Origin of the sequence: Streptomyces sp. MBT65, from assembly GCF_016612545.1 — a bacterium.
Taxonomy (GTDB): domain Bacteria; phylum Actinomycetota; class Actinomycetes; order Streptomycetales; family Streptomycetaceae; genus Streptomyces.
The window spans coordinates 1-13,685 of record NZ_JAENRY010000034.1; the positions used below are offsets into that span (position 1 = coordinate 1).

13 protein-coding genes are annotated in these 13,685 nt (G+C 71.9%); 7 read left to right on the top strand and 6 right to left on the bottom strand.

Going from position 1 to position 13,685, the window contains the following annotated elements; genetic code table 11:
• Together JHN63_RS10315 and JHN63_RS10320 are read left to right on the top strand one after the other, a co-directional pair.
• Window positions 1–2,722: condensation domain-containing protein (locus JHN63_RS10315; protein WP_200679009.1), on the top strand; the 2,722-nt coding region annotated here is incomplete at its 5' end.
• 62 nt (window positions 2,723–2,784) lie between these two features.
• Window positions 2,785–2,988, top strand: coding sequence for an MbtH family protein (locus tag JHN63_RS10320; RefSeq protein WP_200679010.1), 204 nt, complete (start codon window positions 2,785–2,787; stop codon window positions 2,986–2,988).
• A gap of 63 nt (window positions 2,989–3,051) precedes the next feature.
• Here the strand turns inward: JHN63_RS10320 and JHN63_RS10325 are convergent, their stop codons facing one another.
• The 3 genes from JHN63_RS10325 to JHN63_RS10335 form a co-directional block, all read right to left on the bottom strand.
• Window positions 3,052–4,137, bottom strand: a complete 1,086-nt coding sequence (locus JHN63_RS10325) for an iron-siderophore ABC transporter substrate-binding protein (protein WP_200679011.1) — start codon at window positions 4,135–4,137, stop codon at window positions 3,052–3,054.
• A gap of 65 nt (window positions 4,138–4,202) precedes the next feature.
• Entirely contained in the window at window positions 4,203–6,005 is a 1,803-nt protein-coding gene (locus tag JHN63_RS10330; RefSeq protein WP_200679012.1) for an ABC transporter ATP-binding protein, read from the bottom strand.
• Entirely contained in the window at window positions 6,002–7,723 is a 1,722-nt protein-coding gene (locus tag JHN63_RS10335) for an ABC transporter ATP-binding protein (RefSeq protein ID WP_200679013.1), read from the bottom strand. Before JHN63_RS10335 ends, JHN63_RS10330 begins: the two co-directional genes overlap by 4 nt.
• Before the next feature lie 222 nt (window positions 7,724–7,945).
• Here JHN63_RS10335 and JHN63_RS10340 point away from each other — a divergent pair, with 222 nt between their 5' ends.
• On the top strand, window positions 7,946–8,590 hold the full coding sequence (locus JHN63_RS10340; protein ID WP_200679014.1) for a DedA family protein: 645 nt from the start codon (window positions 7,946–7,948) through the stop codon (window positions 8,588–8,590).
• A gap of 13 nt (window positions 8,591–8,603) precedes the next feature.
• On the opposite strand, the gene JHN63_RS10345 is transcribed toward JHN63_RS10340, so the two are convergent.
• Window positions 8,604–9,131: a gamma carbonic anhydrase family protein gene (locus tag JHN63_RS10345; RefSeq protein ID WP_200679016.1), complete on the bottom strand. Its 528-nt coding sequence runs from the start codon at window positions 9,129–9,131 to the stop codon at window positions 8,604–8,606.
• 107 nt (window positions 9,132–9,238) lie between these two features.
• On the opposite strand from JHN63_RS10345, the gene JHN63_RS10350 reads away from it, so the two are divergent.
• Window positions 9,239–10,033, top strand: a complete 795-nt coding sequence (locus JHN63_RS10350) for an acyltransferase (protein ID WP_200679017.1) — start codon at window positions 9,239–9,241, stop codon at window positions 10,031–10,033.
• A gap of 7 nt (window positions 10,034–10,040) precedes the next feature.
• On the opposite strand, the gene JHN63_RS10355 is transcribed toward JHN63_RS10350, so the two are convergent.
• Complete coding sequence (locus JHN63_RS10355) at window positions 10,041–10,898, bottom strand: DMT family transporter (RefSeq protein ID WP_200679018.1); 858 nt, start codon at window positions 10,896–10,898, stop codon at window positions 10,041–10,043.
• A 106-nt stretch (window positions 10,899–11,004) separates the two neighbouring features.
• Between JHN63_RS10355 and JHN63_RS10360 the strand changes: the two genes are divergently transcribed.
• Window positions 11,005–11,589 carry a helix-turn-helix domain-containing protein gene (locus tag JHN63_RS10360; RefSeq protein WP_200679019.1) on the top strand — a complete coding sequence of 195 codons (585 nt, stop codon included), beginning with the start codon at window positions 11,005–11,007 and terminating at the stop codon, window positions 11,587–11,589.
• 66 nt (window positions 11,590–11,655) lie between these two features.
• Entirely contained in the window at window positions 11,656–12,213 is a 558-nt protein-coding gene (locus JHN63_RS10365) for a YbaK/EbsC family protein (protein WP_200679020.1), read from the top strand.
• Between the two features lie 24 nt (window positions 12,214–12,237).
• On the opposite strand, the gene JHN63_RS10370 is transcribed toward JHN63_RS10365, so the two are convergent.
• Complete coding sequence (locus JHN63_RS10370; RefSeq protein ID WP_200679021.1) at window positions 12,238–13,266, bottom strand: cation diffusion facilitator family transporter; 1,029 nt, start codon at window positions 13,264–13,266, stop codon at window positions 12,238–12,240.
• Window positions 13,267–13,325: 59 nt separating this feature from the next.
• Between JHN63_RS10370 and JHN63_RS10375 the strand changes: the two genes are divergently transcribed.
• Window positions 13,326–13,685, top strand: a complete 360-nt coding sequence (locus JHN63_RS10375; protein WP_043258440.1) for a metalloregulator ArsR/SmtB family transcription factor — start codon at window positions 13,326–13,328, stop codon at window positions 13,683–13,685.

The window sequence follows — 13,685 nt, forward strand, 5'->3', positions numbered from 1 at the left end:
CCCCAAGGGCGTCGTCGTCACCCAACGAGGCATCGCCAACCTCTTCCACAGCCACCGGCACGACCTGCATCAGGTGGCCAGGGAACGCACCGGACTGCGTCGCCTGCGCGTCGGGCACGCCTGGTCGTTCTCCTTCGACGCCTCCTGGCAACCGCAGTTGTGGCTCCTTGACGGGCACGCGCTGCACATCGCCGACGACGAGACCCGCCGTGACCCCGAACTCCTCGCCGCGTTCGTCCGCGACCGGGGCATCGACTTCATCGAGGTCACCCCGTCGCTGCTCGCGCAGATGGCGGACAGCGGCCTGATCGGCGCCGAGGGCGACTGCCCGCTCTCCGTGGTCGGCTTCGGCGGCGAGGCCGTACCCGAGTCGCTGTGGGCGCGGTTGGCAGCGCTTCAGGACACCGAGGCGTTCAACCTCTACGGCCCCACCGAGGCCACCGTGGACGCGCTCGTCGGCCGGGTCCGCGACAGCGCCACCCCGGTCGTCGGACGCCCCGTCCACGAGTCCCGCGCCTACGTCCTCGACACCGCCCTGCGCCCCGTACCGCCGGGCGTCACCGGCGAGTTGTACCTCTCCGGACCGGGCCTGGCCCGCGGCTACCTCGGGCGCCCCGAACTCACCGCCGAGCGCTTCGTCGCCGACCCGCACGCCACCGAGCCCGGCGCCCGGATGTACCGCACCGGCGACCTGGCCCGCTGGACCGAGGACGGTCTGCTGGAGTTCGCCGGCCGCACCGACGACCAGGTCAAGATCCGCGGCTACCGCATCGAACTCGCCGAGATCGAGGCCGCGTTGGACACCCACCCCTCCGTCACGCAGACCGTCGTCGTGGCCCGCGAACACCGGCCCGGCATACGGCAGTTGATCGCCTATGTGGTCGCCGAGGGGACGGACGGGGCCGAACTGCGCGCCCACGCCGCCTCCGCACTGCCGGACTACATGGTCCCGGCCGCCGTGGTCGTCCTCGACGAGTTGCCGCTGATGTCGAACGGCAAGCTCGACCGATCCGCCCTGCCCGCCCCGGACTTCACCGCGCGGGGCGGCGGCCGGGCCCCCGAGAACGACACCGAGCGCACCCTGCGCGACCTGTTCGCGGACGCGCTCGGGCTGCCCGCCGAGGCGGTCGGCACCGACGACGACTTCTTCACCTTCGGCGGTGACAGCATCGTCGCCATGCAACTGGTCGCCCGGGCCCGCGCCGCCGGTCTGCGGGTCACGCCCCGGCAGGTCTTCCAGCACCGAACCGTCGCCGCCCTCGCGGCCGTTGCCGTCCCGCTCGGCACCGATGAACGGCACGCGGTCCACGACGACGGCACCGGCGCCGTCCCGCTCACCCCGATCATGCGCGGCCTGCTGGAGCGCGGCGGACCCATCGCCGCCTACCACCAGGCGGCCCTGGTCCAGACCCCGGCCGACCTCAGCGAACCCGGACTGCTCACCGTGCTCACGGCGCTCGCCGGCCGACACGACATGCTGCGCGCCCAACTGGTCCGCGACCCCGAGTGGTTGCTGCGGGTGCCGTCCGCACGGGACACCGACGTCAGTACCTGGCTCACCCGCGTCGACGTGCGGGGCGCGGACGACGACGCACTGCGCGCGGCCATCTCCCGGCACGCCGAGACGGCCCGGGCCGGGCTCGACCCGGACGCCGGGGCGATGGTGCGGGCGGTCTGGTTCGACGCCGGACCCGGACAGCCCGGCCGACTGCTCGTCCTCGTCCACCACTTGGTGATCGACGGCGTCTCCTGGCGCGTCCTGCTGCCCGACCTGGCCACCGCCTGGGCGGCGGTCAGGGGCGGCCGTACGCCCGAACTCGCCCCCGTGGAGCTGTCGTTCGCCCGCTGGTCCCGACTCCTCGGCACCCGCGCGACCGACCCGGCGACCGAGGACGAGCTGCCGTGGTGGACCTCCGCCCTCGCCGAAGGCGCCGAACTCCCGCTGGCCCGACCGCTCGACCCGGCCCGGGACACGGTCGCCACCACCCGCTACCTCGCCCTGACCCTGCCCGCCGACCTCACCGGCCCGCTGCTGAGCCGGTCCCCGGCCGCGTTCGGAGCCACCGTCAACGACGTGCTGCTCACCGCGTTCGCCCTCGCGGTCGGCGACTGGCGCACCCGCACCCTGGGTGCCGAACTCCCGGGCGGGCCCGTCCTGGTGGACGTGGAGGGCCACGGCCGCGAGGAGCAACTCGCGGGCGACGCCGACCTGTCCCGTACGGTCGGCTGGTTCACCAGCGTCGTACCCGTACGACTCGACCCGGGCGAGGCCGACCCGGCGGACGCCTTCGCGGGCGGACCCGCGCTGGACACGGCCCTGGCCCGCGTCCGCGAGCACCTCACCGCGCTGCCCACGGCCGGCATCGGACACGGACTGCTGCGCCATCTCAACGCCGGTACGGGCGCACGGCTCGCCCAACTCGGCGAGCCGCAGATCGAGTTCAACTACATGGGCCGCTTCGACCGCCCGGCGGCTGCCGACTGGTCCTACGCCCCCGAGGACGACGCCGCCGACCTCGACGCCGACCCCGGCCAGCCGATGTCCCACGCCCTGACCCTCAACGCCATCACCGAAGACCGCCCCGAGGGCCCCGAGTTGAGCGCCCACTGGGCGTACGCCGCCGAACTCCTCACCGAGGAACAGGTGGGGGACCTGGCCCGCACCTGGTTCCGGGCGCTGGAGGCCGTCGTACGACGGGCCGACACCCTCAACCAGCCCTGACCGCACCCCACTTACCCATCAGACCGCATCAGTCCGCATCAGAGAGGCAAGGAACCCCCGACATGAGCAACCCGTTCGAGAACCCCGACGGCGTCTACTCCGTTCTCGTCAACGACGAGGGCCAGCACAGTCTTTGGCCCGAGTTCGTGGACGTGCCGGCGGGCTGGACGGTCGCGTACGGACCGGCCGGACGGCAGGAGTGCCTCGACCACATCGAGACCAACTGGACGGACATGAGGCCCAAGAGCCTGGTCGACGGGGTCTGAGCACACGAAAGGGGGGCGGGTCCGAACTCTCTCGGACCCGCCCCCCTTTCGCATACCCGTGGATCAGGAAGCGGGCTGCTCCACCTTCGTCGAGGTCTTGCCGTCCACCGCGGCCGCGAGCTGCGGCACCAGGCGGTCCAGGACGTAGGGGATGCTCAACACCGTGGAAAGAGATACGGCGTTGCCGTAGTCGCTGGTCTCCTTGATGAAGACCTCGCGGCCCTGCTTCACCACGTTCAGGTCGCCGTAGATCTTGTCGCTGTGGAGCTTGGTGACGGCCGTGGTGGTGTCCGGCACGATCCACACCGCGACCTTCTGGTCCAGCAGGTCGTAGCGCTCCTTGCTGATGTTGGCGCCGAACGTGTCACCGATGACCTTGTCGAGGCCCGTCGGGAGCTTGAAGCCCAGGTCGGAGAGGAGCCGCGAGCGCGGGTCCTGGCTGCCGTAGACGAACACGCCCTCGTACGGGGTGGCCATGACGGCCGTCGCCGCGGCGAAGGCGGGGTTGGCCTTCTTGGCCGCGTCGAACTTGGCCTCGACGCCCGACACCAGGGTCTTGGCCTCGGCGGCCTTGCCGAGCGCCTGGCCGATCTCCTCGGTCTGCTGCTGCCACGGCACGCCGTAGTCGTTGTAGGCCTTCGGCTGGGCGACGACCGGCGCGAACTGCGACAGGCTCTGGTACTGCGCCTTGGTCAGACCCGAGTACACGGCGAGGATCAGATCCGGCTTCAGGGCGGCGATCTTCTCCACCTGCGGACCGGTGCCGGTGTCCTTCAGGACGGTCGGCGCGGCCGAACTGCCCAGCTTGTCCTGGGCCCAGGGGCCGATCGCGCCCTTGTAACCGCCGAGCCACTCGGTCGTACCGACCGGCACCTTGCCCAGGGCGAGGACGGCGTCCTGATCGGTGAGACCGACGGTGACGATCCGCTTGGGCTCGGACTTGATCGTCGTACTGCCGAACTTGTGGGCGATCGTCACGGGGAAGGCGTCCGCGGAGGCCTTCGCGTCGGACCCCGACGTGTTCGAACCGGATGAACTGGACGAAGCGGAATCGGAGTTGGAGGAACCGCAGCCGACCGCCGTGACGGCCAGCAGGAGGACGGAGGCGAGCAGGCCGGACAGCCGGGCAGCTCTGGTGGCGCGGGGCATCGGATGATCCTTCTGTTCGTCGCGATGGGTCGGCGGGGGGTGACAGGTCTTCGGCGAGAGGAGGGCTAGTGGGCTTCGGGCGCGGACTCGGTGGAGCGGCTGCCGGACCAGGCGTGCCACAGAGCCGCGTACTGGCCCTGGGCGCCGAGGAGTTCGTCGTGCGTGCCGCTCTCCACGACCCGCCCGTCGCTCAGCACGACGACCCGGTCCGCGGACGCGGCCTGACTGAGCCGGTGCGCCACGACCAGTGCCGTACGGCCGCGCAGGGCCTGCTCGGCGGCCTCGTCGAGCTGCCGCGCGCCCGAACTGCCCGCCTCCGCCGTGGCCTCGTCGAGCACGACGACGGGAGGGTCGGCCAACAGCAGCCGGGCCAGGGCGAGTTGCTGCGCCCGGTCGGCGGTCAGCCGGTGACCTCCGTCGCCGACGACCGTGTCCAGGCCCTCCGGCAACGCCTCGACCCAGCCGAGCGCGCCCACCGTGGCGAGCGCCTCGCGGAGTTCCTCGGTGTGCGCCTCGGGGCGGGCCAGCCGTAGATCCTCGGCGAGTGGCCCGGCGAAGACATGTACTTCCTGCGTGACGAGCCCGACCAACTGCCCTGCCTCGTCCGGCTCCTGGCCCCCGACGTCGATCCGGCCCGACTGCGGGCGGTGCAGCCCGGCGACCAGCTTGGCCAGCGTCGTCTTGCCCGCACCGGTCGTACCGACCAGCGCGACCCGCTCCTTGGGCCGGATCTCCAGGTCGACGTCGTGCAGCACCGGGCGGCCCGGCACATACGCGTGGGAGACACCGGTCAGCGTCACGGACGGGGGCCCGGCGGCGGTCGTACGGTCGTCCGCGCGGTCGGCGACCACCGGCGCGGGCTCGTCCACGACCCCAACGAGGCGCGCGAGTCCGGCCGTTGCCGACTGGGCGTCGTCGAGCAGCACCAGCGCGGTGTTGACCGGGCCGAAGAGCGTGTGGAAGTACAGCGCGGCGGCGGTGGCCGTACCGACCGAGGCGGAGCCGTTGCGCACCAGGAGGAACCCGGTGGCCAGGACGGCGGACAGCCCCAGATACTCGGCGATGTGCAGCCGGCTGTAGAAGCGGAGCATCAACTGCACTCCGCTCATGGTCAGTTCGACCGCCGAGCGCGAGCGCTCGGTGACCCGCCGCGAGTGGCCCTTCTGCAAGCGGTACGCCCGTACGGTCCGGGCCCCGCCGATGGTGTCCAGCAACTGCTGCTGCTGGGTCCCGGTGGCGATGCGCTCCTTGGCGTACAGGGGAACGGCGTTGCGCACATACCAGCGGGCGGTGTGCGCCTGCACCGGCACCGCGATCAGCGCCGCCAGCAGGAACCGCCAGTCCAGCAGCGCGAGCGCGCCCAGCGTCAGCAGGATCGACAGCACGGACCGCGCCAGCTCGGGCAGCGCCCCGCGCACGGCGTCGGCGACCCGTGAAACGTCGCGTGTGACACGGGCGTTGAGGTCACCGGACCCCGCCTTCTCCACCCGGTCCAACGGAAGTGAGAGGGCCCGCTCGACGAACAGTTCACGCAGGCGCGCCAGCGCGGTCTCCCCGAGCCGTGACACCAGGGACATGCCCAGCGCGGTGGTCATCCCCTGGACCAGGGCGACCACGGCCAGCGCGACCACGGGGAAGGTGAGCGCGTCGGGGGAGCGGTGCTCGGTGACGATGTCCACGATGTGGCCCAGCAGCGGCTGTGTGAGCAGCCCGACCGCCGTGGCGAGCACCATCAGCCCGAACCCGGCGAAGGCCAACCCCCGCTGCGGGCGCAGCAGTTCACGAACGGCGGCGCGGGTGCGGGCCGGGGTGGCGGTGGGGAGCAGGGCACGGTCGGAGTCCGTCGTCCGTATGGCGTCCGTCGTCATGCCAGCACCGCCGTCCGGTAGGTCGCGTCGGTTCGTACGAGGTCGGCGTGGGTGCCCTCGGCGCCGACGCGGCCCGCGTCGAGGAGGATCACGTGGTCGGTGACGGCGAGCAGGGCGGGGCTGTTGGTCACCACGATCGTGGTGCGCCCCTGCCGGAACTCGCGCAGGCCGCTCGCGATACGGGCCTCCGTCACGGTGTCGACGGCCGTGGTCGGATCGTGCACGACCAGGACGGGTGGGTCGGCGCGCAACGCCCTCGCCAGCAGGACGCGTTGGCGCTGGCCACCGGAGAGGGAACGGCCACCTTCACCGACGTCGGTCGCGGTGCCGTGCGGCAGCGAGTCGGCGACCTCGTCGGCACGGGCGGCGACCATGGCACGCTCGGTGAGGAGATCGCCCGCTCCGCTCTGCGAGTCGCCCTCCGAGTCGCTCTCCGGCGACACGTTCTCCGCCAACGACCCCTCGAACAGCGCCGCGTCATGCGCGGCGACCAGCACGGCCGCCCGAAGTCCCGCCGGATCGAGCCGAGTCAGCGCCACGCCGTCCAGCTCGACCGAGCCCGACTCCGGGTCCGTCTCGCGGCCGAGGCAGCGCAACAGGGCCTCGGCACCGGCCGGGTCCGTCACCGCGATGCCGGTCAACCGCCCGGCGGGCAGGTCGAGATCGACACCGTCGAGCCCACCGAGCCGTACACCGCGCAGCCGTAGTTCCCCACGCACCGGCTCGGCGACCGCCTCGTCCCCGTCGACGACGGCGGGCCCGGTGGCGAGCACTTCCGCGACCCGGGCGGCCGAGGCACGGCCCTGCGCCAGCTCGGCGTTGACCCAGGCGAAGGTCTCCAACGGCCCGAGCAGGAACAGCGCGAGACCCACCGCCGACACCAACTGGCCCAGAGTCAACGCCCCGTCGAGCGCCAGCCGGCCGCCCACGAGGGCGATCAGCGCGATGAACCCACCGGTGAGCGCGAGCACGAGGCCCGTCTGCCAGGACTGGGCCCGCGCCGAACGCAGCGTGGCGGCAAGGGAGATACGACTCGTCCGTCGATACCGCTCGACGGCGGCCTGCTGCGCCCCGAGCCCCTTGAGTACCCGCAGCCCGGCCACCAGGTCGGCGGCGACGCCCGACGCGTGGGCGGCCCGGTCCTGCTCGGCCTCGCTGCGCCGCTCCAGCGGCTTGCTCAGCAGATGCCCCAGCCACAGCAGCACGGGCGTGCCCAGCAGCACGATCAACCCGAGTGTCACAGACGTCAGCAGCAGCGCGACGGCGCTGACAGTGACGCCCGCGATCGCCCAAATCCCGCTCATCAGCGCCATGTTGACGGCACCGACCCGCTTGGCGTCCTCGGTGGCGACATTGGCCAGCTCACCGGGCAGCCGTCCCTCCTCGGCACCGCCGCGGGCGTCCAGCACCCGCCCGACGATCGCCAACCGGAGTGTGTGCGCGGCCTCTTCGGCACCGCGCTCACCGGCTTTGGCGCCCAGCCGGAAACTCCAGGACAGCGTCACGTACATGACGGCCAGCACACCGAGCCAGAGCGCGAGCCGTCCCGCGTTCTGACCGGCGACGGCCTGGTCGATGACGACACCGATGAGCACCGGCACCAGGGCTTCCCCCAGTTGGTGCACGCATCCGAGCGCCGAGCCGAGCGCGACGCGCCGTATCTGTCCCTTGACCGAGCGCGCCAGGACGTCCCGCCCCGACAGTTCCCCTGCTCCCACCAGCCACCCTCCGGAAACCGGCCAACTTAGGCAAGGCTACCTTAAGTGAATCTCGGGTAGTCGATGCCATTTCGGTCCGCCTGGCAGGTAACGGACCGGTTCCGATGCGCGGTCGACCGAGGGGCGTTGCCGTCCTGAGTCGGGCGGTAGGCTTCCTGAGTGCGCCTGTCGTCCGGCGCACGCCGGCACGACAGGCAGTCCGCGAATCCGGGAGGACCGGCGTTGCACGTCCAGGAATGGCTCGACTCGGTTCCGGCGGTGGCCGTCTACGCCGTGGTGGCACTCGTCATCGGGGTGGAGAGCCTGGGCATCCCGCTGCCGGGTGAGATCGTCCTGGTCTCGGCGGCCCTGCTCTCCTCCCAGCACTCGGGCATCAACCCGTTCGTCCTGGGCGCCTGCGCGAGCCTGGGCGCGGTGATCGGCGACTCCATCGGCTACGCGATCGGCCGCAAGGGCGGGCGCCCGCTGCTCGCCTGGCTGGCGAACAAGTTCCCCAGACACTTCAGCGAGGGCCATGTCGCCACCGCGGAACGGTCCTTCGAGAAGTGGGGCATGTGGGCCGTCTTCTTCGGCCGCTTCATCGCCCTCCTCCGTATCTTCGCGGGCCCCCTAGCGGGCGTACTCCGCATGCCCTACTGGAAGTTCCTGATCGCCAACGTCCTCGGCGGCATCATCTGGGCCGGCGGCACCACGGCGGTCGTCTACTACGTGGGAATCGTCGCCGAGGACTGGCTCAAGCGCTTCTCGTACTTCGGCCTGGCGGCGGCGGTCCTGGTGGGCCTCGCCTCCATGCTGATCGTCCGCCGCAAGGCCCAGAAGATGACGGCCGCCAAGCAGGAGCCCGAACCGGCGAACGCCGCCGACTGACCTTGCGAACGGCCTACTTGTGCACCCCCTTGTGCGCCTTGGCCAACTCCGCATACATCGTGCCGTTCAACGTGAGCCCCTCCCGCTCCTCACCGCTCAGCTCGCGCCGCACCTTCGCGGGCACACCGGCGACCAGCGACCCAGCCGGCACAACCATCCCCTGCGGCACCAACGCCTGCGCCGCGACAAGCGAACCCGCCCCGATCACCGCCCCGTTGAGAACAGTCGCCCCCATCCCGATAAGACAGTCGTCCTCGACGGTCGCCCCATGCACCACCGCGTTGTGCCCCACGGAAACCCGCTCCCCGACCCGGACCGGAAACCCCGGATCCGCGTGCAACGTGCAGTTGTCCTGGATATTGCTGCGCGCCCCCACCGAGATCCCCTCGACGTCCCCCCGCAGCACCGCCCCGTACCAGACGCTCGCCCCCGCCGACAGCGTCACGTCCCCGATCACGGACGCCGTAGGAGCCACGAACGCCTCCTCGTCGACCTGGGGTTCCCGACCGCCGATACCGATGATCAACGCCCTGTGCGTCACAAGCCCTCCAAGCTGTCGCAGACACCCCGCACCGTACGACACCGGTAGGGCGAAGATCACAGCGGCCGACCCCCGTCGCCGCACCCGCCGCTGAGTACCGTGAGCGAGTGCCCAAGCGCAAGAACACGTTCTCAGAATGGCCGCGCCACCTCGCGCAGCGCGCCGTCCACGCGGGCTGGGCCTGGGTGCAGCGCACGGGCTCGGTGACGGCCAAGAACCCCGGCCGCTTCCACTTCGGCTCGATCGGCGAAGCCACCCGGCTCGCGTTCCCGCTGGGCACCGTGTTCGGCGAACCGTGGATCCACCTCGGCGCCCACTGCATCGTCGGCGAGCAGGTCACCCTCACCGCCGGTCTGATGCCCGACCTCGACCTCGGCCCGGACCCCATCCTGCGCCTGGGCGACGGTGTGGTCCTCGGCCGCGGCAGCCATGTCATCGCCGACACGACGGTGACCATCGGCAGCGACTGCTACTTCGGCCCGTACGTCTACGTCACCTCCACGAACCACTCCTACGACGACCCGCACGAGCCCATCGGCAAGCAGTGGCCCCGCATGGAACCCGTCGAGATCGGCCCCGGCTGCTGGATCGGCACCGGCGCGGTGATCCTGCCGGGCGCGCGAATCGGCCGGAACGTGGTGGTGGCGGCCGGCGCGGTGGTCCGCGGTACGGTGCCCGACCACGCCGTGGTGGCGGGGGCGCCCGCCCGGGTCGTACGCCGCTGGACGCCGATGGAGGGCTGGCAGCCGCCGCTCCGCACCCCGGCACCGGTGCCGATCCCCGCGGACGTGACCCCGGACCAACTCCGCGCCCTCGCGGACCTGGACGAAGCGGGCGCGGCCCGACTCGCGGAACTGGACGAGAACGCGATCGCCTACCTCGCGGAACTCGACGAGGCCTGACCCGACCTCATCCGGTCGCCAGCAGGAGCGTGCCCACCAACGCCAGCCCCGCCCCCGCCGCCTGGATCACCCGCAGCCGCTCTCGCAGAAAGCCCCGCGCGGCCAGCGACGTCACCACCGGATACAGCGACGCGAGCACCGCCGCCACCGTCACCGGACCGTGCTGCGCGGCGACCGAGTACGTCCCGTTGGCCGCCACGTCGGCCAGCCCCACGAAGGCCAGTGCCGGCAGCGAACCCCACGGGAACCCGCCGTCCGGAAGCGCGGCCCCGCCCCGCCGTACGGAGACGTAGAGCGCCGCGCCACCCGTGGCCACGTTCGTCAGGCGCTGCACGAACAGCGCGAGGAAGAGGCCGGTCACGCTGGTGGACGCCTCCGCGATCAGGGCGAACACCGTGCCGAAGCCGAGCGCCGCGATCAGAGTCAGCAGGATCGCCCGCCGCTGCACGGACGCGCCCCGCAGCTGCGGACCGCCCGCGAGGACGACCCCCGTGACGGCGACCGCGATCCCCGCCACCTGCAACAGGCCGGGCCGCTCCCCGAGGAACAGCCCCACGCCGACCGGTACGGCCACGCTCAGCGTCGCGAGCGGCGAGACGACGCCCATCGGGCCCAGCGCGAGCGCCTTGTAGAAGGAGAGAAGGGCGACCGGCCCCACCAGTCCCGCCGCGAACGCGAACCACAGCCGGGGTCCGGCCTCGGTCCAGCCCCCGGTGGCCACCACGACCGCGCCGAGCACGGCCGCCGCGATCCCCTGCGAGACCACGACCACCGTCAGTGCCGGGGTCCGCCGGGTCAGCAGGCCGCCGCCAAAGTCGGCCAGCCCCCACAGGAGGCTGGTGGCCAGGGCGAAGAATGCTGTCACGGGGTGCCTCGCAGTACAGTTCGGTGAACAATCGGGTGCACCACACCGTAGTTCACTGAACTGAACTCTGTCATTCACAATAATGAACTGAAGGTATGGACGGAACGTGTCGGACCTCGACCTGCTGACCCAGTCCCTGGCTCGCAATGTCAAGCACTGGCGCACGGTGCGCGGCTTCACCCTGGATGTGCTCGCCGCCCGGGCCGCCGTCAGCCGGGGCATGCTCATCCAGATCGAGCAGGCCCGCACCAATCCGAGCATCGGCACGATCGTCAAGATCGGCGACGCCCTCGGCATCAGCATCACCACCCTGCTCGACTACGAACAGGGCCCGAAGGTCCGCGTCGTCCCCGCCGAGCGCGCCGTACGGCTGTGGCACACCGAGGCCGGCAGCTACAACCGCCTCCTCGCCGGCACCGAGGCCCCCGGACCGCTGGAGATGTGGGACTGGCGGCTGATGCCGGGGGAGAGCAGCCCCTCCGAGCCCCACCCCACCGGCACGGTCGAGCTCGTCCATGTCACCACCGGCGAGCTGACCCTCACCGTGGACGGCGAGGACCACCTCGTGCCGGCCGGCGCGAGCGCCACCTTCGAGGCCAACACCCCGCACACATACGGGAATCGGGGCGAGGTACCGATGGAGATGGTGATGGCGGTGTCCGTCCCGCCGGTGCACCGCGACACCCCGTGAGCGGCCCCGCCAAGGCTGCTCGGTACACCCCATGAGCCGCCGCCGTACGACTGTTAGCGTGCCGTCATGCGCGCACCCATCGGACACTTCGACCACGCCACCCCCGCCCCCGACTGCCTCGACGACCTGATCCGCCCGGTCGCCGAGGCCGTGCGCGGCTGGCACGGCAGCGTCCCCGCCGAGCAGATCGTCTACGTCGACACCGACCCGGAGTGGGCCGACACCGCCACCTTCGTCGAGCACTACGGCCGGGAACTGCTGGAGCGGTCCGCGAACTGTGTGGTCGTGGCCGGCAAGCGCGGCGGCGAGACGACCCTGGCCGCCTGCGTGGTCCTGTCCACCACCCGTGCCGACGTCAACGGCGTGGTCCGCCGCCAACTCGGCGCCCGCAAGGCCTCGTTCGCGTCGATGGACACGGCGACCGGGGAGAGCGGCATGGAGTACGGCGGCATCACCCCCGTCGGACTCCCCGCCGCCTGGCCGGTGTTGGTGGACTCGGCCGTCGTAGACCTCCCGTACGTCCTGGTCGGCAGCGGGCGCCGACGGGGCAAACTCCTCGTCCCCGGCAAGGCGTTCGCGGAACTGCCGGGCGCGGTGGTGCTGGAGGGGCTGGGCGTCGCCTGAGCCCCAAGCCGTAGAAAACCGGCCTCACAGCATGGCGTGGTGGTGGGCCAACTCCCCATGCGGGTCAGCCTCTCCCGGCACCGGCGCCGGATCCGCGTGCACCAGAGCCGCCGTCAGCCGGGGCACCGCGTGCAGCAGCGCGTGTTCCGCCGCCACGGCGACGGCGTGGGCCTGCCGTACCGTCGCCTCCCCGTCCACCACCACCGCCACCTCGGCGCGCAGCCGGTGCCCGATCCAGCGCAGCCTCAACTCGCCCACCCCGCGCACCCCTTGGACCTCCCGCACGGCGTGCTCGGCGCGGTCCACCAGCTCGGGATCGACGGCGTCCATCACCCGCCGGAACACCTCGCGCGCCGCGTCCCGCAGCACCAGCGCGATCGCGGCCGTGATCGCCAACCCCACGACCGGGTCGGCGAGTTGCCACCCCAGCGCCGAACCGCCGGCCCCGAGCAGCACGGCCAACGACGTGAACCCGTCCGTACGGGCGTGGAGTCCGTCGGCGACCAGCGCGGCCGACCCGATCTCCCGGCCGACCCGCATCCGGTACCGGGCCACCCACTCGTTGCCGACGAACCCGACGAGCGCCGCGACCGCGACCACCGGGACATGGGTCACCGGACGCGGATCGAGCAGCCGATCGACCGCCGCCCAGGCCGCGAACGCGGCGGACGCGGCGATCGTCAGCACGATCGCGATACCGGCCAGGTCCTCGGCCCGCCCGTAGCCGTACGTGAAGCGGCGGGTTGCGGCCCGGCGGCCGAGCACGAACGCGATACCGAGCGGTACGGCGGTCAGCGCGTCCGCCGCGTTGTGCACGGTGTCCCCGAGCAGCGCGACCGACCCGGACACCACCACCACGACCGCCTGCACCAGCGCCGTCACCCCGAGCACCGCGAGTGAGACCCAGAGCGCGCGCATACCTCGGGCCGAGGACTCCAGAGCGGAGTCGAGCTTGTCGGCGGTCTCGTGGGAGTGGGGGGTGAGGAGATGGGCGAGGCGGTGCCGGACGCCCCTGGGGGAGTGGTGATGGTGCTCGTGGTGATGGTCGCTCACGTGCGTCCCCTTCCGGTGTGTGGGTGGACGTGACGCGCCCACGAAGCCATTATGTGCGTATGAGCGCACGCATGCACCTATCACCTGCGCACGATGCGCATCCGCGCACCCCCGGCGAGGAACAGTTCGCGCTGGCGGCCGAACTCCTGGCCCTCCTGGGCGACCGCACCCGCCTGACCCTCCTGCATGCGCTGACGTCGGGAGAGTCGGACGTCAGCACCCTCACGGAGGCCTGCGACGCGGCCCGCCCCGCCGTCAGCCAGCACCTCGCGCGGCTGCGTCTCGCGGGTCTGGTGACCACGCGCAAGGAGGGCCGCCGGGTGATCTACGCGTTGAGCGACGGTCATCTACGACGGCTCGTCGACGAGGCGTTGAACGTGGCGGACCACCGGCTCACCGACCGCCCGCCGCACGACTGA